14 protein-coding genes and 3 rRNA genes are annotated in these 25,088 nt (G+C 69.6%); 9 read left to right on the top strand and 8 right to left on the bottom strand.

The window, feature by feature from the left end; all coding sequences use genetic code 11:
* Positions 1–54: 54 nt before the first annotated feature.
* Positions 55–1,416, bottom strand: a complete 1,362-nt coding sequence (locus tag ACFEMC_RS23285) for a 6-phospho-beta-glucosidase (RefSeq protein ID WP_380172357.1) — start codon at positions 1,414–1,416, stop codon at positions 55–57.
* A gap of 117 nt (positions 1,417–1,533) precedes the next feature.
* On the opposite strand from ACFEMC_RS23285, the gene ACFEMC_RS23280 reads away from it, so the two are divergent.
* Positions 1,534–2,496 (top strand): carbohydrate kinase family protein, encoded by a 963-nt coding sequence (locus ACFEMC_RS23280; protein ID WP_380172355.1) that lies wholly within the window; start codon positions 1,534–1,536, stop codon positions 2,494–2,496.
* 75 nt (positions 2,497–2,571) lie between these two features.
* Positions 2,572–5,433 carry a DEAD/DEAH box helicase gene (locus ACFEMC_RS23275; protein WP_380172353.1) on the top strand — a complete coding sequence of 954 codons (2,862 nt, stop codon included), beginning with the start codon at positions 2,572–2,574 and terminating at the stop codon, positions 5,431–5,433.
* A gap of 198 nt (positions 5,434–5,631) precedes the next feature.
* Here the strand turns inward: ACFEMC_RS23275 and rrf are convergent.
* The 3 genes from rrf to ACFEMC_RS23260 form a co-directional block, all read right to left on the bottom strand.
* Positions 5,632–5,748, bottom strand: a 5S ribosomal RNA gene (gene rrf, locus ACFEMC_RS23270).
* A 200-nt stretch (positions 5,749–5,948) separates the two neighbouring features.
* Positions 5,949–9,116, bottom strand: a 23S ribosomal RNA gene (locus ACFEMC_RS23265).
* A 629-nt stretch (positions 9,117–9,745) separates the two neighbouring features.
* A 16S ribosomal RNA gene (locus ACFEMC_RS23260) occupies positions 9,746–11,264 on the bottom strand.
* Together the 16S, 23S and 5S rRNA genes form the textbook arrangement of a ribosomal RNA operon.
* Before the next feature lie 1,138 nt (positions 11,265–12,402).
* Between ACFEMC_RS23260 and ACFEMC_RS23255 the strand changes: the two genes are divergently transcribed.
* The 3 genes from ACFEMC_RS23255 to ACFEMC_RS23245 all read left to right on the top strand — a co-directional run bounded on the left by ACFEMC_RS23255 (position 12,403) and on the right by ACFEMC_RS23245 (position 15,771).
* Positions 12,403–13,791 carry an ADP-ribosylglycohydrolase family protein gene (locus ACFEMC_RS23255; protein ID WP_380172351.1) on the top strand — a complete coding sequence of 463 codons (1,389 nt, stop codon included), beginning with the start codon at positions 12,403–12,405 and terminating at the stop codon, positions 13,789–13,791.
* Positions 13,791–14,846: an HNH endonuclease gene (locus tag ACFEMC_RS23250; protein ID WP_380172349.1), complete on the top strand. Its 1,056-nt coding sequence runs from the start codon at positions 13,791–13,793 to the stop codon at positions 14,844–14,846. The genes ACFEMC_RS23255 and ACFEMC_RS23250 overlap by 1 nt, the downstream gene beginning before the upstream one ends.
* Positions 14,847–14,985: 139 nt before the next feature.
* Entirely contained in the window at positions 14,986–15,771 is a 786-nt protein-coding gene (locus tag ACFEMC_RS23245) for a nuclease-related domain-containing protein (protein WP_380172347.1), read from the top strand.
* Here ACFEMC_RS23245 and ACFEMC_RS23240 read toward each other — a convergent pair.
* Together ACFEMC_RS23240 and ACFEMC_RS23235 are read right to left on the bottom strand one after the other, a co-directional pair.
* Positions 15,710–16,390, bottom strand: coding sequence for an exonuclease domain-containing protein (locus ACFEMC_RS23240; protein ID WP_380172344.1), 681 nt, complete (start codon positions 16,388–16,390; stop codon positions 15,710–15,712). The two genes, ACFEMC_RS23245 and ACFEMC_RS23240, sit on opposite strands and share 62 nt — an antisense overlap.
* A 90-nt stretch (positions 16,391–16,480) precedes the next feature.
* Positions 16,481–18,361, bottom strand: coding sequence for a glycogen debranching N-terminal domain-containing protein (locus ACFEMC_RS23235; protein ID WP_380172342.1), 1,881 nt, complete (start codon positions 18,359–18,361; stop codon positions 16,481–16,483).
* Between the two features lie 90 nt (positions 18,362–18,451).
* Here ACFEMC_RS23235 and ACFEMC_RS23230 point away from each other — a divergent pair, with 90 nt between their 5' ends.
* The 4 genes from ACFEMC_RS23230 to ACFEMC_RS23215 are packed head-to-tail and all read left to right on the top strand — an operon-like array spanning position 18,452 to position 22,598.
* Positions 18,452–19,429, top strand: a complete 978-nt coding sequence (locus ACFEMC_RS23230) for a LacI family DNA-binding transcriptional regulator (RefSeq protein ID WP_380172340.1) — start codon at positions 18,452–18,454, stop codon at positions 19,427–19,429.
* 34 nt (positions 19,430–19,463) lie between these two features.
* The gene (locus tag ACFEMC_RS23225) at positions 19,464–20,696 is read left to right on the top strand and encodes an extracellular solute-binding protein (RefSeq protein ID WP_380172338.1); all 1,233 of its coding nucleotides are present in this window, start codon (positions 19,464–19,466) and stop codon (positions 20,694–20,696) included.
* Entirely contained in the window at positions 20,693–21,754 is a 1,062-nt protein-coding gene (locus ACFEMC_RS23220; RefSeq protein WP_380172336.1) for a carbohydrate ABC transporter permease, read from the top strand. Before ACFEMC_RS23225 ends, ACFEMC_RS23220 begins: the two co-directional genes overlap by 4 nt.
* A gap of 10 nt (positions 21,755–21,764) precedes the next feature.
* Positions 21,765–22,598, top strand: a complete 834-nt coding sequence (locus ACFEMC_RS23215; RefSeq protein WP_380172335.1) for a carbohydrate ABC transporter permease — start codon at positions 21,765–21,767, stop codon at positions 22,596–22,598.
* On the opposite strand, the gene solA is transcribed toward ACFEMC_RS23215, so the two are convergent.
* Together solA and ACFEMC_RS23205 are read right to left on the bottom strand one after the other, a co-directional pair.
* A complete protein-coding gene (gene solA, locus ACFEMC_RS23210; protein WP_380172333.1) occupies positions 22,588–23,745 on the bottom strand; it encodes an N-methyl-L-tryptophan oxidase in 1,158 nt (385 codons plus the stop codon). The two genes, ACFEMC_RS23215 and solA, sit on opposite strands and share 11 nt — an antisense overlap.
* 15 nt (positions 23,746–23,760) lie before the next feature.
* The gene (locus ACFEMC_RS23205; RefSeq protein ID WP_380172331.1) at positions 23,761–25,077 is read right to left on the bottom strand and encodes an MFS transporter; all 1,317 of its coding nucleotides are present in this window, start codon (positions 25,075–25,077) and stop codon (positions 23,761–23,763) included.
* Positions 25,078–25,088: the final 11 nt, after the last annotated feature.

The following is a 25,088-nucleotide window of genomic DNA, read 5'->3' as shown; positions in this document are numbered from 1 at the left end:
GGGGGCTCCTCGTTGAGGGGTTCTACGTTTCGGGGGGGGAGACGAGCAGGTGGGTCAGGACCGGCCGAAGACGGCGGCGACCTCGGGGATCCGGTCGATGTACCCGGCGAGCAGCTTCTCGGCGATGTCCACCGACCGCACGAGGGGGTGCGTCGCGAAGGCCATGAGCGCCTCGGACTCGTCGCCGTGCAGGGCCGCGGCGATGACGTGCCGCTCGACGGCCTTCACCTGCTGCATGAGCCCGAGCTGGTGCAGGTCCGGCGCGGTCGTCGCGAACGGACGGACCCCGGAGCCGTCGACGGCCACGGGGACCTCGACGACGGCGTCGGACGGCAGCCCGGCGATCGTCGCGCCGTTGCGGACGTTGAGGATCGCGGTCGACGGCTCGTTGCGGCTGATGGCGGCCATGACGGCCAGCGCCACGCCGGCGTAGCCCTGCTGCGAGGGGTCGGTCTCCGGCGGCTCGGGGTTCTCCGGCGCACCCTGCTCGCCGCCCTTGGCCTCGGCCATGTAGCTGGCGCTGCGGTCCAGGACCGTCTCGCGCCACAGCTCCGCGGCCCGGGAGCCGGAGCGGGGCAGCTGGTCGAAGAAGTCGCCCTGCGTCTTGAGCAGGAACTCCCCACGGGTGAGGGAGGACTCGCGGATGCGGGCGACGGCCTCGGCGTTGCGGTACCAGTAGTAGAGGTACTCGTTGGGGATCGCACCGAGCGTCTTGAGCCACGGGGCGCCGAAGACGTGCTGCTCCTCGAGGTGGGCCAGCAGACCGTCGTCGCCGAGCAGGTCGGGCAGGACGTCGCGGCCGTGGACCTCGACGCGGCGCAGCCAGCCGAGGTGGTTCAGGCCGACGTAGTCCAGGCGCGCGTGGTCGGGGTCGTACCCGAGCAGCAGGGCGACGCGGCGGCCGAGACCGGAGGGGGTGTCGCAGATGCCGAGCACCTTGTCGCCCAGCACGCCCTGCATGGCCTCGGTGATGATGCCCGCGGGGTTGGTGAAGTTCAGGACGTACGCACTCGGCGCGAGGCGCTTGACGCGCTCGGCGACGTCGACCATGAACGGCACGGTGCGCAGCGCGTACGCGAGGCCGCCGGGGCCGGTCGTCTCCTGGCCCAGGACGCCGAGGTCCAGGGCGACGCGCTCGTCGGCGCAGCGGCCGGCGAGGCCGCCGATGCGGACGGCGGAGAACACGAAGTCGCTGCCCTCGAGCGCGACGTCGAGGTTCGTCGTGGTCTCCAGCGCCGGGGGTTCGGTGAACCCCTCGGCGAGCTGCTCGAGCACGGCGCGCATGCCCGCGAGGCGGGACTCGTCGGAGTCCTGCAGGGTCACCGTGGTGATCCGCGGGTCGCCCTGGTCGCGCAACAGCGCCTGCCACACGAAGGGGGTGCGGAAACCGCCACCCCCGAGGATCGCCAGCTTCACGCGCCCACCCCTCGCTGCTCGTTCACGCACGCAGACTATGACCGAACGCGCATCCTTGACTAGTCTGTTGCGCAATCCACTGCACGATCGATCACCCGTCCGCGAGGAGCCCGCCCCGTGTCCGACCTCGACCTCGTCTTCGGCGGGCGCGTCTTCTGCGACCTCGTGATGTCCGGCGTCGCCGCCCCCACGATCGGCGCCGAGGTCTTCGCCCACGGGTTCACCGTGACGGCCGGCGGGACGGCCACCCGCGCCGTCGCGGGCGCCCGGCTCGGGTTCCGCACCGCGCTCGTCGGCGCGACGGGGACGGACATGTTCGGCGCGGCCATCCGCTCCGAACTGGCCCGGGAGGACCGCCTCGACCTGCGGTGGCTCGCCGAGCTACCGGACGCCCACACCGCCGTGACCGTCGCGCTGACGAACGCCGCCGACCGCAGCTTCGTCACCTACGAGGAGCGCGCGACGTGGCTGTCCGACGCGCTCCCGGCTCCCCTGCCGTCGGTCGGCGCCTGCCACGTCGGGATCGCCGAGGGGATCCCCGCCTGGGTCGCCGAGCTGCGCGCCGGCGGGACGCTCGTCGTCGGTGGCGTCGGCTGGGACGAGACCGAGCAGTGGGACACCGCCGTCCTCGACCGGCTCGCCGAGCTCGACGCGTTCGTGCCCAACGAGGACGAGGCCCTCGCCTACACCCGCACCTCCGACGCCTCCGCCGCGCTCGACGCCCTCGCCGCCCGCACGGGGCTGGTCGTCGTGACGCGCGGGTCCGCCGGGGCGATCGCCGTCGACGCCGCGACCGGGGAGCGCTGCGAGGTCGCCGCCCCCCGCGTGACGGCTGTCGACCCCACCGGCGCCGGCGACTGCTTCGTCGCCGCGTTCTGCGGCGGCCGGACCGCGGGCTGGTCGTTGGAGACGGCGGTGGGCTTCGCGGTGCTGGCGGCGTCGCTGTCGGTGCAGCGGCTCGGCGGGTCCGCGGGCGTGCCGACGCGCGCCGAGCTCGCGACGGCGATCGCCTGGCACCGCGAGCACGACAGCCTGCCCGCGGGCGACTGGGGCCGGGTGCTGGAGCACCTGCAGGGCTGACGCTCTGTCGGGGGTGTCTGCCAGGGTCGTCGCGTGATCCCTTCCGCGGCCACCTCGACGCCTCCTCTCCGTCGGGTGGACGACGCCGCGCGACGGGCGCTGCTCGCATGGGCCGACCTGGACCGCTTCGAGATGCCCGAGGTGCCCAAGGACTCGCGGTACCGCGCCTCCGGCCGGCTGCGTGCGGAGATCCTCGACGGGGTCTGGCCGCCACGACCGACGCAACCGGCCCGGGCCGGCGAGGTGCTCGTCTGCTCGGTGCTCGTGGGGTGCGTCGCGCGACGGCAGGTCGAGGACGACCTCCTCGCCGCGTACGCCGACGACCTGCGCCTGACGGAGTCCGTGCGCCCCGCCCGCACCGACGGCCCCCTCACCTACCGCGCAGAGTTCCTCGTCGACGCGGCCGGCGTCCCCGTCGAGGGGTCCCTGCAGTACCACCCGCTCGTGGACTTCACGGCCGCCGTCCGCGGGTCCCTCGGGACCGCGGAGGCCCTGCGCCACGTCGAACGCCGCGAACAGGCGATGGCCGAGGCCTTCGGGGAGGTCCTGCACGGCGCGGACCGCTCCCCGGCCGACCACGTCCGCGCGGTCCTCGCGACTCTCGACGACGGCACTGGTCACGTGCGGTTCGACGGCCGCTGGGTGCCGGAGGACCAGGCCGGTTCGCCCCCGCCGCGCAGCTTCTACCGGGACGACCTGCTGCACGTCGCCGCTCACCCGACGTCCCCCGCCGCGGCCTCGTTCCTCACCGGCCGTCCCGGCGCGACCCCGGCAGGTGCGGCCGACGTGCTGCGCCGCGACGCCCGCGAGCGGCTCCTCGACCCCCTCGCCCTGCCGCGCTCCACCTGGCCGGGGGACAACAAGCCTCGGCTCTCGCAGCAGGTCGCCGTCCAGTCCGTGCTGACCGGTGACGACCCGGTCTGCGCGGTGAACGGTCCGCCGGGGACGGGCAAGACGACGCTGCTCCGCGAGTTCTACGCCGCCGTCGTCACCGACCGGGCCCGGGTGATGGTCACGTTCGACGACCCGCGGTCCGCCTTCGGTCCGGCGCAGACGGTGCCGCTCACGCAGGGCGGGACCCGGCGGTCCCACCGCGTCGACGAACGCCTGACGGGGTTCGAGGTCGTCGTCGCGTCCTCCAACAACGCGGCCGTGGCCAACGTGAGCCAGGAAGTCCCGGGGCTCGGACAGATCGCCGACGTCTGGCAGGACCGGGTCGCGTACTTCCGCGACGCCACCGCCCCGGACCCGTCCTCTGGGCGCGGTCGGCCTGGACTGCTCACCGACGACTCCCCCGCCTGGGGACTCGCCGCCGCGACCTTGGGGCGCCGTAGCCTCGGCGCCCGCTTCGGCGCGGTGGTCGGGCGCTACCTCAAGGCCGACGACCCGGGCGAGCACCTCCTCGCGGCGTTGCGGCGGGGTGGGTCCCCGGAGGACTGGCGGGCGGCGCAGCAGCGCTTCGCGACGGCCCTCGCCGCGGTCGACACCCACCTGGACGGGCTGGCGCGGGCGCGGGACGAGGTGCGCGTCGCCCGGGCGGACGCCGACGACGCCACCGCCCGCTGGTCGAACGCACGGGCCGCGATCACGGCTGCCACCGAGCTCTCCGCTGCCGCACGCCGCGACGTGCCCGCCGCGGAGGACCGCGCCCGCCTCGCCGCCGAGGCCGTCGTCCGGCTCCGCGCCGCCCGGCCCGGCTTCTGGGCCCGTCTTGGGAAGACGACGGCGGCCCGGGACGCCGAAGCCGCCTTCCAGCGCGCGGTGACCGACTCCGCCGCCGCCGAGGACCGTCTCCGGTCGCTGGTGGACGCGGCCGCTGAGGCTCACACCTCCCACGTGCGGCTCGAGGCGGAGTTCATCGCCGCCGGGACCGCCCGTGACGACGCCGAGGGGAGGGTGCGAGAGGCTTCCGCGCAACTGGGGCCCGCCGCCGTCGACGAGGGCTGGTGGTCCCGGTCCCGCGACGAGCAGGAGACGGGCCAAGCGTGGGTGGACGACGAGCTGCACGCCCTGCAGGCCGAGGTGTTCGGCGCCGCGATGGCCGTGCACGAGCAGTTCGCCCGGCGTGCTGGCCAACAGATGGCGACGAACCTCCGGGCGTGGATGCACCTGCAGTCCGGCGAGGTGCGCCAACCGGACGCGACCCGGCTCGCCACCGACGTGTGGCGCTCGTTCTTCCTCCTCGTGCCGATGGTTTCGACGACCTTCGCGTCGATGGCCCGGCTGTTCTCGGGCGTCAACGCCGGGGCTCTCGGGTGGCTGGTGGTCGACGAGGCGGGACAGGCGACGCCTGCGCAAGCCATCGGTGGTCTGCACCGCTGCCGGCGGGCCCTCGTCGTCGGCGACCCGCAGCAGCTCGAACCCGTCGTGGCGCTGCCCGACGTCCTGGTCGACCGACTCCTGGCCCACCACGCTGCTCCCCCGCAGCTGTCCCCCACCCGGGGCTCGGTGCAGCGGTCCGCCGACGCGGTGTCCCGTTGCGGCACCGCACGTCCCGGCGGGTGGGTCGGATCGCCTCTCCTCGTGCACAACCGCTGCCTCGACCCGATGTTCACCGTCGCGAACGCGATGGCCTACGGCGGGGAGATGGTGTTCGGCCGGACGCGTCCTGCCGCGAAGGGAGTGCTCGGCGCCGGCGAGAGTCGCTGGATCGACGTCCCTCACCCGGGCGGCAACCACTTCTCCCCTGCAGACGCCCTCGTCGTCGAGGCCGTTCTGCGCAGCGTTCGACGGTCAGGCGACGACGTCCCCGTCGCCGTCATCGCACCGTTCCGTGATGTGGTCGAGGGTCTCAAGAAGGTCGTGGAGGGTCACGAGAACGTGCAGCTGGGGACGGTGCACACGTTCCAGGGCCAGGAGCGGCCTCTCGTCGTACTCGTCCTCGGCGGGAAGTCCGTCGGCACTCGTCAGTGGGTGGCGGGGACGCCAACCTGCTGAACGTCGCGGTGACCCGCGCTCAGGACCGGTTGATCGTCGTCGGCGACTGGCAGCACTGGCACGACGTCGGCTGCGCCACCGACCTGTCTCGACACCTACCGCGGACGACCGGATGACCCGGAAACGCAGAAGAGGAGAGCAGCACCACCGTAGCGGTGCCACTCCCCTCAACCACGTTCTCACTACAAAAGAGTGAGTGGCCGGCGGTGACCTACTCTCCCACCCAGTCTCCCGAGCAGTACCATCGGCGCTGGTGGGCTTAGCTTCCGGGTTCGGAATGAGACCGGGCGTTTCCCCACCGCTATGACCACCGGACCACAAAGGCCAGGATCCAACACACAACCCCAAGTCACCCCAGGGTCGCGAGTTCTCTCCCGAGAACCACACAATGGACGCGAAACACTGCAGCAGTGTCATCGTTGATCAGTAGATCAAAGTTCGTTCATGCTCGTGCACTCATCGCACACACCGCTCACCGCCACCCCACGAGGGGTCTTGGTGGTAGCTGGTGCGTAGTAGACAAGTGATCGGCCTATTAGTACCGGTCAGCTCCACAACTCGCTAGTCGTTGCTTCCACACCCGGCCTATCAACCCCGTCATCTCCAGGGAGCCTCCCACCCCACAAGGGGCACGGAAACCTCATCTCGAAGCAGGCTTCCCGCTTAGATGCCTTCAGCGGTTATCCCTTCCGAACGTAGCCAACCAGCCATGCCCTTGGCAGAACAACTGGCACACCAGAGGTTCGTCCGTCCCGGTCCTCTCGTACTAGGGACAGCCCTTCTCAAGTTTCCAACGCGCGCAGCGGATAGGGACCGAACTGTCTCACGACGTTCTAAACCCAGCTCGCGTACCGCTTTAATGGGCGAACAGCCCAACCCTTGGGACCTACTCCAGCCCCAGGATGCGACGAGCCGACATCGAGGTGCCAAACCATGCCGTCGATATGGACTCTTGGGCAAGATCAGCCTGTTATCCCCGGGGTACCTTTTATCCGTTGAGCGACCGCGATTCCACACTCCACGGCCGGATCACTAGTCCCGACTTTCGTCCCTGCTCGACCTGTCGGTCTCACAGTCAAGCTCCCTTGTGCACTTACACTCAACACCTGATTGCCAACCAGGCTGAGGGAACCTTTGGGCGCCTCCGTTACTCTTTAGGAGGCAACCGCCCCAGTTAAACTACCCACCAGGCACTGTCCCTGATCCGGATCACGGACCGAAGTTAGACATCCAGAACGACCAGAGTGGTATTTCAACGACGACTCCACCAACACTAGCGTGCCAGCTTCACAGTCTCCCACCTATCCTACACAAGCCGTCCCGAACACCAATACCAAGCTATAGTGAAGGTCCCGGGGTCTTTCCGTCCTGCTGCGCGTAACGAGCATCTTTACTCGTAGTGCAATTTCGCCGAGTTCGCGGTTGAGACAGCAGGGAAGTCGTTACGCCATTCGTGCAGGTCGGAACTTACCCGACAAGGAATTTCGCTACCTTAGGATGGTTATAGTTACCACCGCCGTTTACTGGCGCTTAAGTTCTCAGCGTCCCCACTTACGTGGGTAACCGGTCCCCTTAACGTTCCAGCACCGGGCAGGCGTCAGTCCGTATACATCGTCTTGCGACTTCGCACGGACCTGTGTTTTTAGTAAACAGTCGCTTCCCCCTGGTCTCTGCGGCCCTCAAACGCTAGCCCGCAAGGAGCTTCACGCCTCAGGCCCCCCTTCTCCCGAAGTTACGGGGGCATTTTGCCGAGTTCCTTAACCACGATTCACTCGCACGCCTCGGTATTCTCTACCTGACCACCTGAGTCGGTTTAGGGTACGGGCGGCTCGAACCTCGCGCCGAGGCTTTTCTAGGCAGCATGGGATCACCCTACTTCCCCCCAACGGGGTCACCATCAGGTCTCAGGCTCAGCATCAAAGCAAGTGCTGCGGATTTGCCAACAGCACGCCCTACACCCTTGGACGTGGACAACCATCGCCACGCGGAAGCTACCCTCCTGCGTCACCCCTGTTAACACGCTTGACTACTACCGGATCGGGTCGCACGCTCCACCAACACCCACCCGAAGGTGATGTGCGGCTTTGGGTGCTCAGCATCCCCGGCCTCGCCATGGACGGTTCTACACCGGTACGGGAATATCAACCCGTTGTCCATCGACTACGCCTGTCGGCCTCGCCTTAGGTCCCGACTTACCCAGGGCGGATGAACCTGGCCCTGGAACCCTTGGTCAATCGGCGGACGGGGTTCTCACCCGTCATTCGCTACTCATGCCTGCATTCTCACTCGCGTGCAGTCCACCACACCATCACCAGGCGGCTTCACCCCACACACGACGCTCCCCTACCCATCCACACACCTGCACCAACGGTGCCCACCCGCTCCGAAGAACAGACAGGTTGTCGGTGGGGTTAATATGTGAATGCCACAGCTTCGGCGGTGTACTTGAGCCCCGCTACATTGTCGGCGCGGAATCACTTGACCAGTGAGCTATTACGCACTCTTTCAAGGGTGGCTGCTTCTAAGCCAACCTCCTGGTTGTCTGCGCAACTCCACATCCTTTCCCACTTAGCACACGCTTAGGGGCCTTAGCTGATGATCTGGGCTGTTTCCCTCTCGACTACGAAGCTTATCCCCCGCAGTCTCACTGCCACGCTCTCACTTACCGGCATTCGGAGTTTGGCTGACGTCAGTAACCCGGTGGGGCCCATCGGCCATCCAGTAGCTCTACCTCCAGCAAGAAACACGCGACGCTGCACCTAAATGCATTTCGGGGAGAACCAGCTATCACGGAGTTTGATTGGCCTTTCACCCCTACCCACAGCTCATCCCCCAGGTTTTCAACCCTGGTGGGTTCGGTCCTCCACGCGGTCTTACCCACGCTTCAACCTGGCCATGGGTAGATCACTCCGCTTCGGGTCTAGAGCACGCGACTATGAACGCCCTGTTCGGACTCGCTTTCGCTACGGCTACCCCCCACGGGTTAACCTCGCCACGCACCACTAACTCGCAGGCTCATTCTTCAAAAGGCACGCCGTCACCAGAGTAAACTCCAGCTCCGACGGATTGTAGGCACACGGTTTCAGGTACTATTTCACTCCCCTCCCGGGGTGCTTTTCACCATTCCCTCACGGTACTTGTCCGCTATCGGTCATCAGGAAGTATTTAGGCTTACCAGGTGGTCCTGGCAGATTCACACGAGATTCCACGAGCCCCGTGCTACTCGGGACATGCTCCCAAGGAGGCCGCAATGTTTCACCTACGGGGGTCTCACCCACTACGCCGGACCATCCCAGGCCCTTCGGCTACACCACGACTTTCTCACTCCCCGACCGAGTGGTAGCCCAGTCCAGAACACTCCCACAACCCCCACACCGCAACCCCTACCAGGTATCACACGATGCAGGTTTAGCCTCATCCGCTTTCGCTCGCCACTACTCACGGAATCACATGTTGTTTTCTCTTCCTGTGGGTACTGAGATGTTTCACTTCCCCACGTTCCCTCCACACACCCTATACATTCAGGTGCGGGTGACCGCCCATGACGACGGCCGGGTTCCCCCATTCGGACACCCTCGGATCAACGTTCGGTTGCCAACTCCCCGAGGCTTAACGCAGGCTCCCACGTCCTTCATCGGCTCCTGATGCCAAGGCATCCACCATGCGCCCTTACACACTTGCCCACCACACACCACCCACCACCACAACCAGCAGACCAGAACAGTCTGACCGGCACAGCAGCAACCAGTGCGAGTGCACAACGCGTGCAACAAACATAAACGAACCACAAAGACACACCACACCACCAAAACCCCGGCCACCACCCCCACCCCGAAAGATGGAAAGCAACGACCAGAACCTCAACGACATGATGCTTAGAGGATCTACTCGACGAACACCACTACAAAGATGTTCGCGTCCACTGTGCAGTTCTCAACAGACAACCCGACACCCCACCCACAACAACCCACACCAGACCAGACTGTCCCGAAGAACACTCAGCGGTATGTGAATCAGGCAGAGCCCAGACCTCGAGGCTCGACCACCACACCAGTCGCTCACGCAACCAGCAAGGCCGGTTCCTCAGGACCCAACAGTGCGCCAGACACCCACCCTCACCCACCACTCCGTTCCACCCAAGACCAGGTCCTGAGGTACTGAGAGGAGTGCGTGACTCCTGATGCCATGTTGATGTTCCACCCTCGAGCACCAGCCGCCGAACATACGCCGGCAGAAACTGGTCCATCCACACCCCACCAGCACCGGCACGACGACCGGTCAGGCTCAACGGGATGTGGTTGATGCTCCTTAGAAAGGAGGTGATCCAGCCGCACCTTCCGGTACGGCTACCTTGTTACGACTTCGTCCCAATCGCCAGTCCCACCTTCGACAGCTCCCCCCCTAACGGGTTGGGCCACCGGCTTCGGGTGTTACCGACTTTCATGACGTGACGGGCGGTGTGTACAAGGCCCGGGAACGTATTCACCGCAGCGTTGCTGATCTGCGATTACTAGCGACTCCGACTTCACGGGGTCGAGTTGCAGACCCCGATCCGAACTGAGACCAGCTTTTTGGGATTCGCTCCACCTCACGGTATCGCAGCCCTCTGTACTGGCCATTGTAGCATGCGTGAAGCCCAAGACATAAGGGGCATGATGATTTGACGTCATCCCCACCTTCCTCCGAGTTGACCCCGGCAGTCTCCCATGAGTCCCCACCACTACGTGCTGGCAACATGGAACGAGGGTTGCGCTCGTTGCGGGACTTAACCCAACATCTCACGACACGAGCTGACGACAACCATGCACCACCTGTACGCGACCAACTAAATGACACCCCATCTCTGGGATTCCACCGCGCATGTCAAGCCTTGGTAAGGTTCTTCGCGTTGCATCGAATTAATCCGCATGCTCCGCCGCTTGTGCGGGCCCCCGTCAATTCCTTTGAGTTTTAGCCTTGCGGCCGTACTCCCCAGGCGGGGCGCTTAATGCGTTAGCTGCGGCACGGAATCCGTGGAATGGACCCCACACCTAGCGCCCAACGTTTACGGCATGGACTACCAGGGTATCTAATCCTGTTCGCTCCCCATGCTTTCGCTCCTCAGCGTCAGTAACTGCCCAGAGACCCGCCTTCGCCACCGGTGTTCCTCCTGATATCTGCGCATTTCACCGCTACACCAGGAATTCCAGTCTCCCCTACAGCACTCAAGTGTGCCCGTACCCACTGCAAGCTCAGAGTTGAGCCCTGAGTTTTCACAGCAGACGCGACACACCGCCTACGAGCTCTTTACGCCCAATAATTCCGGACAACGCTTGCACCCTACGTATTACCGCGGCTGCTGGCACGTAGTTAGCCGGTGCTTCTTCTGCTCCTACCGTCACTTGCGCTTCTTCGGAGCTGAAAGAGGTTTACAACCCGAAGGCCGTCATCCCTCACGCGGCGTCGCTGCATCAGGCTTTCGCCCATTGTGCAATATTCCCCACTGCTGCCTCCCGTAGGAGTCTGGGCCGTGTCTCAGTCCCAGTGTGGCCGGTCGCCCTCTCAGGCCGGCTACCCGTCGTCGCCTTGGTAGGCCATCACCCCACCAACAAGCTGATAGGCCGCGAGCCCATCCCCAGCCGAAAAACTTTCCACCCACACTCGATGCCGAGGCAGGTCGTATCCGGTATTAGCCACCGTTTCCAGTGGTTGTCCCAGAGCCAGGGGCAGGTTGCTCACGTGTTACTCACCCGTTCGCCACTGATCCACCCCGAAGGGCTTCACCGTTCGACTTGCATGTGTTAAGCACGCCGCCAGCGTTCGTCCTGAGCCAGGATCAAACTCTCCGTCGAAAAACCTCGATGCCGAAGCACCTAGATCATTTCACTTCATAGTTGACCCTTGGACTCCAAAACCCTGATCCGAGCTGGCAAGCCAGACCAGGGATAGATCCCAAAGGAATCCCCCACCACCAGACACACAGGCCCAGCGATGATTGGGGGTTGATACATATGGCATCAACATATTTCTAGCGCACTGTTGAGTTCTCAAGAACCGGACGCACCCACCCCGACAAACCCCGAAACATCAGGGCCAGCGGAAGAGGGGCAACTTTCCCACCTTAACCGACAACCAGGCTAAACCTCAACCCAGCCCCGCTCAAGGAGCTTCCGGCGCCACCCGTCCCAGACGCGGATCACCCTAAGCCAGAAGCTCCAGGTTTTCCGCCCCGCTCGGGGCGACATGAAGAACAGTACGCGGCAACCACGCTCCGGGCCAAATCGCGCCGTCGTGCAAGGGCGGATCCGTTGCCGCACAGGACGTGCCGCCCCGAGGCACCGCTCCCGGGCGGATCTCCTCGGTCGCCCTTCAGCCCGCAATCGTTCGTGCGGCGCCGCGTTGCGTGCGTGACCCGGGGGGCTGCGCCATAGATTCGGTGCACGGACGCCCCTGCGCGTGAGTCCCCCTCAGACGTCTGTGGTGCTTCTACCGACCGCTTGCCCGTTCGACCACGGGGCCTCCGGGGCGCCTGCCAGCCGGTCTTCCGTCGTGTCGCCGACGGTGTGCCTGAGGCCCTCCCGAAGCAGTTGCGCGTCGCCGACAGTCTCGGAGGTCCGGCTTGCGGTTTCGACGGAGGTGCGAGCTCCCGGCGTCGGCTGAGCTCGGGCAGCTGGTCGCGCCGGGGCACCGGATGGGCCCTTGGACTCTCAGGTGCGGGCGCCGACGTCCGACGCCACCGCGGTCACCGTCGGCCTCCTGGCTCCGTCTCGCGATGCCCCTCGTGGTGATACCGCCGCCGGCTCAGGACGAAGCCCCGTGTCGGCGATGCGTGCGTGGATGTCCCTTCCGGCGGGTCTCAGCGCGGCCTTCTGGCGCACTCCAGCGCTACCTCATGGCCGCCCGTATTCGATCCCCAGCACGACGCCCGCATGGCCTGCATTGCGCGACGTGGGCTGGCTAGGGTCGAACCCCGACCACCAGGAGGCCACCGTGGACCGCCAGCACCGGGTGATGGGCGCCCTCGTCGGCTCGGCCGTCGGCGACGCGCTCGGCGCGCCCTTCGAGTTCGGCCCGCCGGACGCCTACAGCGCCCGCTTCCCCACCGCCGCCCGCGGCGCGCACACGGAGATGTGCGGGGGTGGGTCGCTGGGCTGGGAGCCGGGGGAGTTCACCGACGACACGCAGATGGCGCTGCTGCTAGCGGAGTCGCTCGTCGCGCACCGCGGGCTCGACGGGGCGGACGTCTTCGACCGCTTCCGCACGTGGGCGCAGGCGGGGCCACCGGACATCGGCGTCCAGACGTCCGCGGTCCTGCTCTTGGGCCTGCCGTGGGACGCGGCGGCGGCCGAGCACGTCCGCGCGGGACACCGGGCGGCGGGGAACGGTTCGCTCATGCGGACGACGCCGGCCGCCCTGTTCTTCGCGGGCGCGGGGCGAGACGTGACGATGGACGCGGCGCGGCGGCAGAGCGCCCTCACCCACGGCGACCCGGCCGCCGGGGAGGGCTGCGCCCTGTTCCACGAGGCGCTGCGCGCGCTGCTGGAGGACCGCGACGTGGACGCGGCGGTCGCGGCGACGCTGCCGCTCGTCGCCGAGCCGCACCGGGAGAAGTGGGCGCGGGTCTGCGACCCGGCGTGGACGCCGGCCGATGCGACGGAGGCGAACGGCGCGGTGTGGCCGACGCTCGGCTCGGCGCTCTGGGCGCTGCGGAACTCCCGCACCTTCGAGGAGGCGCTGCGCCTCGTCGTCGACCTCGGCGGGGACACCGACACCGTCGCGTGCGTCACCGGCGGACTCGCCGGGGCGCGGGCGGGCATCACCGGCATCCCGGTCCGCTGGACGTCCGTCGTGCACGGCCGCATCCCGGGGTTCGGCGACCGTGTGTGGGAACTACGCGACCTTCAACGCCTCGCCCTGCAGCTCGACGGCCGCGTCGAGGGCCTCTACGAACCCCCCCGGAGCCGCGGCCTGGAACCCACCGAGGTCGCCGACGGCGTGTGGGCCTCCGACCTCGAAGGCGCGCGGGGCAGCGACCGCGACTTCGCCGTCGTCTCCCTGTGCCGCACGGGCGGACGCTTCGGTCACGACGTGCAGCGCATGGTGTACCTCACCGACGACGACACGAACACCGAGATCGTCACCGTCCTCGACGACGTCCTGGAGGACATCGCGGCGCTGCGGGCGGACGGCAAGCGCGTCCTCGTCCACTGCCACGGCGGCGCCTCCCGCACCGGCCTCGTCCTGCGGGCGTGGCTGGTGCGCGAGGAGGGGTTGTCGGCGCGGGAGGCGACGGACCGGGTCGCATGCGTGTGGCCGCACCTCAGAGAGCACAACTCCTCGTTCACCGTCGCGCTGGACGAGTTCTCGCGGCGGACGTAGTGGACGCACTGGACCTCGGTGCCCGCCTCGCACAACTGCTGGCGACGGGCCGGCGAGTCTCGACCTACAAACTGGCCACGTTGGACGCCCTCCTGCAGCACTGCCTCGAGAACCCGGTCGGTGATGGCGAGCCGTTGCGGGTGCCGATCCCGGCACTCGCCGAACGGGTCGTGGAGGCGTACTGGCCGCAGGTCAGGGTCTTCGGCGAGCACGGGGTCCTGCAGCAGGTCCAGCACACCCGCGCGGGAGCCGTGACGATCCTCTCGACGGTCCGCGACCTGCAGCACGACGCCCAGGCGAGGCAGGCGTGGACCCCGGCCCAGATGCGGCTCGCCGACCCCCGGCGGTGGTCCGCGGACGTCGATCGCATCGCCCTCACGCTCGCCCGGCAACCGGTGTTCCGGCTGCAGAAGACCGGCGGCCGGGATCCCGGAGTCCCGTTCCTCTACGACGACTCCTGGCTGCACGACGACGTGTCGCGGTCGGCGCTGGCGCAGCACAACTGGTGCGTGGATCTCTTCTCCGGCGTCCCCACCGCCCTGGCCCGTGTCTCCCCGCTCCTGCAACCCGTCGTCCAGCAGTGGTGGGTCGATGACGTCCAGCGCCACAACGCCGCCGAACTCGACGTCCCGGACCTGCACGCGTTCCTGTTCGGCGCCGACCGGGCGGCCGTCGCTCGGCTGGCACCGGGACTGCGGGAGTTCCAGGAGAACCGCTGCTTCTACTGCGACCAACGGCTCGGGACCCGCATCCACGTGGACCACGTCCTGCCGTGGTCGCGCGTCCCGCTCGACGGGGTGCGCAACCTCGTGGCCGTCGACCCGCGCTGCAACGGCGACAAGCTCGCGACGTTGCCCGCCGTCCAGCACGTCCATGACCTGCTGGCCCGACCGGAGGCGGACCTGCAGACCCTCGCTGCACCGCTGCGCTGGCCCGTCGACACCGATCGGGTGCGGGGCGCAGCGACGGGGTTGTACCGGGCGGCAACCGCGGGCTCCCCGCTGTGGCGGGCGCCGGGCCTCTACGACTTCTTCGACGGTCACGTCGCCTGGTGAGGCGTACGCCCATGCGGCACGCCCACCCGGGTGATCTTCCTCAGCTCACACGGGACCACGTGCCGAAAGACGTGGTGTGGGCGAAGCGGGCGGTGGGGCGGAGAGGCAGGCACGACGCGCGGGCGAACGGGTCGAGCGGTTGCGACGCGACCTGACCGCGGCGGAGCTGCGGAAACGACTGGCGGCGGCAGAACGGTCGCACCACGCCTGGGCGTCGGGAGCGGAAGGTGAGCGGCTCGTCGCCCAGGCCCTCGGGGAACTCGAGACACACGGCTGGCACCTCCTGCACGACCTCCACTGGCCCGGTCGGCGCTCCGCGAACCTCGACCACGTGGCCGTCGGCCCAGGAGGTGTCGTGGTGGTCGACGCGAAGAAGTGGTCCGGGACGGTGCGGATCAGCGACGGGCACCTGCGGCAGAACGGCTACCGGCGCGACCGGGAACTCGAGGGGGTCGCACGGGCGACGGCCGCCGTGGCCGCGCTCCTGCCACCCGAGCACCGGGCGTCCACGCGCGGGCTGCTGTGCCTCGTCGACCAGCCGGTCCGGCCCACCCGCACCCGGTCCGGCGTCCCCGTCGTGGGACGCGCGTACCTCGTGCACCACCTCCGGTCGCTGGACGCGACGCTGACTTCGGACGACGTCGACCGGCTCACGCACCTGCTGCGGGCGCAGCTGGACGGCCCGCGCAGCCCTGCCCTCACCACGACCGCCGCGGTCGAGGTGGCGACACCGGCGCGCCGCGAACCACCCGCACGCCGGCGGGTTCCGCTCCGCCCGCCGCCACGACCCCGGCGGTTCACCTCTCGGGAGCTCGCCGGCCTGGCGTTCGCGCTCGTGGTGCTCTTCGTGAGCGCGATGATCCTCACGCGCCTCGCGGGAGGACTCCTGGCAGGACTCGCCGCACCCTTCGCCCCCACCGGCTGACGAGGCGCGCGAGGACTCCGCGCCGGCCGGCCCGCCACAACGGCAACCGCACCCTCCCCCGCTGAGCAGCGGCGAGTTCCTCCCGCAGCACCTCGACCAGCACCCGCGTGTCGTCGACGGCGTCGTGCGCGCGCACCTGCTCGATCCCCCAGTGCGCGGCCAGGGTCGAGAGCTTGAGGTTCTCGACGGGCAGGTCGAGCTGCTTCGCCAGGCGCCACGTGCAGAGTCGTTGGCGGCTCGGCAGCGGAACCCCGGCGGCGGACATCTCCGACCGCAGGAACTTCCAGTCGAACCCCGCGTTGTGGGCGACGAACACGCGACCCGTGAGGAGTTCGGCGACGGTGGGGGCGACCTCGGCGAACCGGGGTGCGCCGACGAGGCGTTCGCGGGTGATGCCGTGGACGTCCACGGGACCGGGGTCGCGCTGCGGATCGACGAGGGTGGACCAGGACCGTTCGACGACACCGCGGGCGTCGAGCAAGGTGACGGCGACCTGCACGACCCGGTCGCCGGCCTCGGGGCGCAGCCCCGTCGTCTCGACGTCCAGCACGGCGTACCGGTGACGGTACCTCCGTGCGACCGCTCGGGAGAGCGGCGGGGTGGGGTCGAGCGCTGTCATGGGTCTCTCCTCGCTGTGGAACGGGGAGACCATGGCAGACGGGTCCGACACGACACCCGCGCCCGCGCGTGTTCGACGAGTTCGAACGCGTCAGCGGACCGTGAGCAACGCTCCCGGAAGCCCCACCGCCGCAACGGCCACCGCGGCCGCCGACGACCAGGCCTGCGGCCGGCACGACGCGGGGTAGGGCACAGGCACCGGCACGTCGGCCCGCGCGTCCCCGGCGTGCAGTTCGGGGATCCGGTAGTCGAACGCCTCGGCGGCGGCGAGCAGCCCGTCGACGAGCGGTGCCGCCTGCTCGGCGAACCCGTTCCGCACGAGGCCCGTGATCGCGATGGCCGTGTCGTGGGCCCACACCGACCCGCCGTGGTAGCTGAGCGGGGAGAACCCCACCTCGCGGCTCGACAACGTCCGCAGCCCGAACCCCCCGGCCAACCCGGGGGACGCGAGGTGCGCGGCGACGACCGCCGCCTCGTCGTCGTCGAGCAGCCCCGTCCCGAGCAGGTGGCCGATGTTCGACGTCAGTGAGTCGACGGCACGACCGAGCCCGTCGAGGGCGATGGCGGGGTAGCTGTCCGGCGTCAGCCCGTCCTCGCGCCCCACCCAGAACTGCTCGCGGAACCGCGTTCGCAGCCCGGCGGCCCACTCCCGGTGGACGGAACCGTCGCGGCCGAAGTGCTCGAGCAGTTCCGCGCCGGCGACGGCCGCCTGGTACGCGTACGCCTGCACCTCGCACAACGCGATGGGAGCGTCGGCGAGCGAACCGTCGTGCCACTGCACCGAGTCGTGGCTGTCCTTCCACCCCTGGTTGGCCAGCCCGTGCCCGGTCTCGTCGACGTAGTGCAGGAAGTCCTCGCCGAACGCGAGTTGCCAGCCGAGCGCGGCCTCGAGGTGCGGCAGCAGCTCGGCGACCTGGTCGTCCGCCATCCCCCGCTGCCACGCCTCGTGCAGCAGGCAGATCCACAGCGAGGTCGCGTCGACGGTCCCGAAGTACACGGGCGGCAACGACATCGCACCGTGGTCGGCCGTCGCGGGCCGGACCTCGTGGAGGATTTTCCCGGGTTGCTCGGCGGTCTGCGGGTCGTTCCGCACGCCCTGGAAGTGGGCGAGCACCCGCAGGGTCGAGGCGGCGAGCTCCCAGCCGAGGGGCAGCAGCAGTCGCGCGGTCCACAACGTGTCGCGACCGAAGAGCGTCAGGTACCAGGGCGCGCCGGCCGCGACGAACACGTCGTCGGGACGGTCGGCGTGGGCCATCCGCAACCCCTCCAGGTCGGCGAGCGCCCGCTGCACCCACCGCACGAGCCGGACGTCCGCGGACGCGACCTCGACGCGCTCGGTCCAGCCGGCGGGGGCGGGCGGGGCGACGACGACCGCCGCTGCGTCCTGCGCCCGCAGTTCCCACGAACCGTGCCAGGAGCCGCGACCGGGCAGGTCGACGTCCCACGCCAGGACGAGGTCGTCGCCGTCGACCGCGACGGAACCCGTCCCTTCGACGTCGACGTGCACGTCACCGCGTGCCCAACCGGAACCCGTCGGGGCCACGGGCGAGGTGGGGCGTCCGGCGCGGACGACGTCCATGGGGCCGAGGTCGCTGCCCAGCCGGACCTCCAGCCGCGCCCGCAGGGGCGCGGTGGAGGTCACGGTGACCTCCTCGCGCGCGCGGCCCGGGGCGACGCGGCGCCGGCGGTCGACGCGGACCGTGGCGTCGGGGAAGGCGTCGTTGAGGTGGCGGGCGACACCCGTGGTGAGGATGCCGGCGGCGCCGTCGGGGGCGGTGCGCATGGTCGTCACGGCGTCGCCGCCCAGGGTCAGGCGAGCCGAGGACAGGACCCGGACGTCGCCGTGCCACACCCCCTCGATGCCGTTCCCGACGCCACCGTCGGGGGCGCACCACCACTGGGTGGGTGCGCTGACGGCGCAGACGAGGTCGGACAACCACGGGGAGACGTCACGGGGGGCTTCGTCGACCATGTGAACGATCAAACCACCGGTTGACAGCTCGCCGCAACGGCGTCACCGTGGACGCGTTCACCAGGTTTGCACGATCAAACGGAGGCGACGATGACGACGCGGAGAGCGACGCTCAGCAGCGTCGCGCAGGCCGCCGGCGTCTCCCGCCAAACGGTGAGCAACGTCCTCAACGCCCCCGACAGGGTGCAACCGGAGACCGCCGCGCGCGTCCGGGCCGCGATCGAGGCCCAGCACTACGTGCCCTCCGTCGCAGCGCGCCAGCTGCGCACAGGCCGGTCCGGCAGCTTCGGCTACCGGCTCGCCCCGGAGGGCAACGGCATCAGCGGTGCCGTCCTCGACCGCTTCCTGCACGCCCTCACCGAGCACGCGCAGCAGCAGGGCTACCGCGTGTCCCTCTTCACCGCCCGCGACGACACCGCCGAGACGCTCGCCTACGCCGACCTCCTGCGCACGACCGACCTCGACGGGTTCGTCCTGTCCGGCACCGCCCCCGGCGACCCGCGCACCCGCTGGCTCGCCGACCAGGGCGTCCCCTTCGTGACGTTCGGCCGCCCCTGGGAGGACGCGGGCACCCCGCACGCGTGGGTCGACGTCGACGGCGCGGCCGGCACCCGGGCCGCGACCGAACACCTCCTGGCCGCCGGCCACGAGCGCATCGCCTTCCTCGGCTGGCCCGCCGGCTCGGGGGTCGGCGACGACCGCCGCCGCGGGTGGCGGGAGGCGGCCGGGGACCACGCGGGTCCGGAGGTCGAGTGCGTCGACGACGTCCCCGCCGCCCGGGCCACCTTCGCGGCTGTGCTGCCGGACGTCACGGCCGTCGTCTGCGCCAGCGACACCCTGGCCCTCGGAGCGCACGGGGCCGCCCTGCGCGCGGGGGCGCCCCTCGACGTCGTCGGTTTCGACGACACCCCCGTCGCCGCGGCGCTGGGCCTGTCCAGCGTCGCCCAACCCCTGCCGGACGCCGCCGCTGCGGTCGTCCGGATCCTGCACGACCAGATCGACGGTCGTTCCGCAGGGCCCGAGCAGGTGCTGCTCCCCCCGCGCCTGGTCGTCCGCCGCCGCAGCTGACCCAGCTCCAGCAGATCCCGAAGGAGAGATCACCATGAAGCGCACCCGAGCCCTCCTGGCCGCCGGGACCACGTCCGTCCTGCTGCTCACCGCCTGCGGCGGCAGCGGCTTCGACGACCAGGGTTCCGGCGGCGGCCAGCAGAGCAGCGGCCCCGCGAAGCTGCAGGTCCTCATCGGCTCCAGCGGTCAGGCGGAGACGAACGCGGTGACGCAGGCCGCCGACGCGTGGGCGAAGGGCGCCGGGGACTCCGTCACCGTCACGGCCGCCTCCGACCTCAACCAGCAACTCGCGCAGGGCTTCGCGTCCTCGAACCCGCCGGACGTCTTCTACGTCGGCTCGGACACCGTCGCCTCCTACGCCTCCAACGGTTCGCTGCTGGCCTACGGCGACGAGCTGAAGGACAAGGACGACTTCTACCCGAACCTGCGCGACGCGTTCACCGTCGACGGGAAGTTCTACTGCGCCCCCAAGGACTTCTCGACGCTCGCGCTGGTCATCGACGAGAAGGCCTGGCAGGCCGCCGGCCTCACCGACGCGGACGTGCCGACGACGTGGGACCAGCTGGCGAGCGTCGCGCAGCGCCTCACCACCGGCGGGCGCACGGGTCTCGTGACGAGCTCGGAGTTCCAGCGCCTCGGCGTCTTCGCGGCCCAGGCGGGCGGCTCCCTCGTCACCGACGGGAAGGCGACGGCGAACTCCGCCCAGATGGTCCAGGGCCTCACCTACGTCAAGTCGCTGCTGGCGAACGGCTCGATGAAGTTCGCCGCCGACGTCGGCGCCGGGGACGGCACCGAGGCCCTCGGCACGGGCAAGGCCGCCATGACGATCGAGGGGAACTGGATCGTCGGCGGTGTCGCCTCGTCCTACCCGGACCTGCAGTACAAGGTCGTCAAGCTGCCCGCGGGACCGGCCGGACCGGCGACGTTCACCTACACGAACTGCTGGGGCATCGCCGCGGACTCCAAGAACCAGGCGGCGGCCAAGCAGCTCGTCGAGGCCATGACGTCCTCGGACCAGCAGCTCACCTTCGCCAAGGCGTTCGGCGTCATGCCCTCGGTGCAGTCCGCGGCCGACGGGTTCCGGCAGCAGTTCCCGGCGCAGGCCGCGTTCATCGACTCGGCTGCCGACGCCCAGGCCCTGCCCAACGAGGCGGGCGTCTCCGACGTCATCACCGACCTGAACTCCAAGCTCGAGGGCCTGGGGACCGGCGACCCGCAGCAGATCCTCGACGCCACCCAGGAGAACCTGGAGGCGGCGCTGAAGTGAGCACGCTGACGAAGCAACCGAAGACCGCGACGGTCACCGCGCGCACCGGCCGGAACCGGTTCGCGCGGCAGCAGGCCGCCGCGGGATGGCTGTTCACGCTGCCCGCCCTCGTCCTCGTCGCGCTGTTCGTCGGGCTGCCGGTGCTCATGGCGGCATGGGTCAGCGTGTCCGGGTGGCGCGGGCGCGGCAGCCCGTTCTCCGGTGACGTCCCGTTCGTCGGGCTCGACAACTACCAGACGCTGCTCGCCGGCGGCGGTCTCGCGACGCAGGACCTCGGGACCGCGCTGCGCAACAACCTCTGGTACGTGCTGCTGGTCGTCCCGACGCAGACGATCGTGGCACTTCTGCTGGCGGTCGCGGTGAACCAGCGGGCCCTCAAGGGCCGTGGGTTCTTCCGCACGGCGCTCTACTTCCCGTCGGTCACGAGCTCGGTCGCGATCGTCGTCGTGTTCCTGTTCCTCTTCGGCGCCTCGGGCGCGGTGAACCAGGTCATCGGCTGGTTCGGGATCAACGGGCCGAACTGGTTCGCCGACCCGCGCGGGGTCCTGCACCTGCTGCTCGGCGCGGTCGGCGTGGACAGCGGTGGGGCTCTGGCGAACCACGACCTGCTGGGGATCTCGCTGTGGGAGTGGCTGGCCGGGCCCAGCGTGGCGATGAGTGCGCTCATCATCCTCGCGGTCTTCACGACGTCCGGGACGTTCATGCTGCTGTTCCTCGCCGGGTTGCAGAACATCTCCGCCGAGGTCGGCGAGGCCGCGACCGTCGACGGCGCCTCGGCGTGGCAGCGCCTGCGGTACGTCACGGTGCCGATGCTCCGGCCGGTGCTGTTCACCGTGCTGACGCTCGGCCTCGTCGGGACGTGGCAGGTCTTCGACCAGGTCTACACCGGGACGCAGGGCGGACCGGCCAAGACGACGATCACGCCGGCCTACCTGTCGTACACGGCGAGCTTCGAGCAGCAGCAGTGGGGCCAGGGCGCCGCCATCGCGTTCCTGCTGTTCTTCATCATCGTCGTGCTGACGGTCGTCCAGCGCGCCTTCCTGCGGGACAACCGGTGAGGAGCACCCCGTGACCGCGCAGCTCGTCCGACGGTCCCTCGGCTACGCCGTGCTGACCGTCCTGGCCCTCGTCTACGTCTTCCCGTTCCTCGTCCAGGTCGCCAACGCGTTCAAGACCGACGGCGACGCGACGGCCGACCCGCTCGACCTCCTTCCCCTGCCGGGGACGACGGCCGCGTTCACGACCCTGTTCACGCAGCTCGACTTCCCGCGGGCGGCGATGAACTCGGCGATCGTCGCCGTCTGCGTCACGGTCGGCCGGGTGTTCTTCGACTGCCTCGCCGGCTACGCCCTGGCGCGGCTGCCGTTCCGCGGCCGCTCGGTCGTGACGGCGTCGTTCATCGCCGTCATCGCGGTGCCGCCGGTCGTCCTGCTCATCCCGAAGTTCCTCGTGCTGAACCAGCTCGCGATCTACGACTCCTACACGGGCATGATCCTGCCGCTCGTCGCCGACGCGGCCGGGGTCTTCATCATGAAGAACTTCTTCGAGTCCGTCCCCCGCAGCGTCGAGGAGGCCAGCTACCTCGACGGGGCGGGTACGTTCCGCACGTTCTGGTCGGTCGTGCTGCCGATGTCGCGGCCGGCGGTCGTGACGATCTGCATCCTCAGCTTCCAGGCGTCGTGGAACGAGCTGAGCCACTTCGTCGTGTCGCGGTCGAGCCCCGACCTCAACACCCTCACGACGCTCGTCGCGACCCTGAGCAACGGCGGGGCCTTCGGGCAGGCGAACCAGTACCCGCTCAAGCTGGCCGCCGCCGCGCTCATGACGCTGCCCGTCGCGCTGCTGTTCTTCGTGTTCCAGCGGCACGTCATGGCGGCGTCGGAGGGGGCCGTCAAGGAGTGACGAAGCGCCGCGGGTCGACGAACCCCGCGTCGAGGAAGGGCTCCTCACCGACGACGAGCTGGGCGACGAGCTCCCCCACCCCGGCGGCGTGCTTGAACCCGTGGGCGGAGTCCCCACCGGCGACGAGGACCCGCTCCGCGCCGTGCGGGCGGCCGATGACGAACTGCTCGTCCGGGGTGTTGTTCACCATGCAGGGCGTGGCCTTCTCCGGCGTCGGGTCGACTCCGGGGAAGGCGCGGGCGACGGCGGCGCTGAGCTCGGCGCTGTCGCTCGCGTGGACGAACCGGTCGAGGGTCTCGGCCTGCGTGGGCGCGAAGTTGTCCCCGTTCGGCAGCAGGCCGAGCTTGATGCCGTAGTCGTCGGCCGACCCGTGGCCCCAGACCTCGGTGCCGTCGGGCAGGGCGCGGGTGAAGGCCGGGAACGCGTCGAGCGTGTAGTCCTGCTCGTGGCCGGGGCGGGCGCGGAAGAAGAACATCGGCATCCGTCGCGGGTCGAGCGGGAGCTCCGGCACGAGCGTGCCGAGCCAGGCGCCGGTGGCGACGACGACCTGCTGCGCCGCGATCGTCGCGGTTGGCGTGCGGACGAGCACCCCGTCGTCCGTGGTCTCCACCGCGGTGACCGTCGTGTGCTCGAACACCTCCGCACCCAACCGGCGGGCCTCCGCCACGTGTGCGCGGACGTTCCGCTCGGGGTAGCAGATGCCCGCCCACGGGTCGAGGACACCGAGGTCGTCGTCGTCGAGCCACGCGTACCCGGGGTACGTCTGCCGGACCTCCTCGGCGTTCAGCGTCTTCACGGGAACGCCGGCGGCCTCCGCGGCGGCGAGGGTTCCCGCCACGGGCGCGCTCGTGGGCGCACCGGTGTTGAGGCAGCCGGTCTGCCGCACGAGGACCTCGCCGGTGCGCTCGCCCAGCTCGGTCCAGAGGGCCAGGGACTTCAGGGCCAGCGGGGCGAGCGACGGGTGCTCGTAGCAGGCGACGCGGAACAGCCGGGTCGCCCCGTGCGAGGAGCCGAGGGCGTGGCCGACGCCGAACCGCTCGACACCGGTCACGCGGACGCCGCGGGCGGCCAACCGCCACAGGGCGGCGGACCCGAAGGCGCCGAGGCCCACGACGACGACGTCGGTCTGGAACTGGGGGGCAGTCATCAGGGGTCCTCCGGGTCAGGCGAGGGCGGATTGGCGGGTCTCGGGCGCCCACGCGAGGGAGGCGAGGAGACCGACGAGCGGGAAGACGGCGGCCACGAGCAGGGTGCCGTGGGCGCCGAGGGCGTCGAGCGAGACCGGCAGCAGGTAGGTCGCGAGCGCCGCGCCGATCCGGCTGAAGGCGGCCGCGAACCCGACACCGGTGGTGCGCAGCCGGGTCTCGAACATCTCGCTCGGGTAGACGAACTGGATGTTGGAGGCGCCGGAGATGACGAGGGTGAAGAGGCCGAACGCGGCGACGACGAGCACACCGGGGGCGTCGGGGAACAGACCGATGACGAGCAGCCCGACGACCATGACGGCGAAGCTGGACACGACGAAGGCGCGGCGGGACAGCAGGTGCAGCACCCAGACGCCGAGCCCGGCGCCGACGAGCTGCAGGACGTTCATCAGCAGGTCACCGGTGAACCCCTCCTGCACGTCGAGCATCGCCAGGATCGGCCCGACGAACGTGAAGATGGCGAAGAAGGGGGCGACCTGGCAGAACCAGAACAGGCCCGCGTACAGCGACTGGCGCCAGCGGTCGGGGGTGAACAGTTCGGCGAGGCCGGCACGGTCGGCGGCGGGGGCGACGTCGGGGATCGCGTAGTCGCCGATGCGGTCGTGGACGATCTGCTCGGCTTCGGCCGTGCGGCCCTGGGCGTGCAGCCAGCGGGGGGATTCGGGCAGCCCGGTGCGCAGCACGAGGACGACGAACGCCGGGACCGCGCTGCTCGCGAGCAGCCACCGCCACGCGTCCGGGCTCACCGCCGACCCGATGAGGAACGCGGCGACGAACCCCACGATCCACAGGGCCTGGATCGACCCGAGCAGGGCCCCGCGGGGGCGGCGGGGCACGAACTCGGCGAGCAGTGCGGCACCCACGGCGTACTCGACGCCGATGGCGAGGCCGAGCAGGATCCGCACGGCCACGAGCTGCCAGGCGCTGTCGACGACGAGCTGGGCCAGCGACAGGACGACGAAGGCCAGCAGGTTCCAGAGGAACACGCGACGGCGGCCGAACCGGTCGGCGATCCCCCCGAAGAACAGCCCGCCGACGAACACCCCGATCAACGCGCTGGCGGCCAGCAGCCCCGACCCGAGGGCGCTCAGTCCGAGCTGGGCCGAGGCGGGTTCGACGGCGTGCCCGATGACGCCGAGGACGTACCCGTCGAGCGCCGCCCCGCCGAGCACGCAGACGGTGGCGAGGAGGTGGATGCGGCCGAAGGGCGCGTTGTCCAGGGTGGGCCGCGACGGACGGGTCGCCGTCGCGGCGGGTTCGGGCTGCGCTGTCACGGGCACCTCGC

Origin of the sequence: Kineococcus sp. DHX-1 (genome assembly GCF_042473625.1) — a bacterium.
Taxonomy (GTDB): Bacteria; Actinomycetota; Actinomycetes; order Actinomycetales; family Kineococcaceae; genus Kineococcus.
This window is presented reverse-complemented; position numbering and strand designations above follow the sequence as displayed.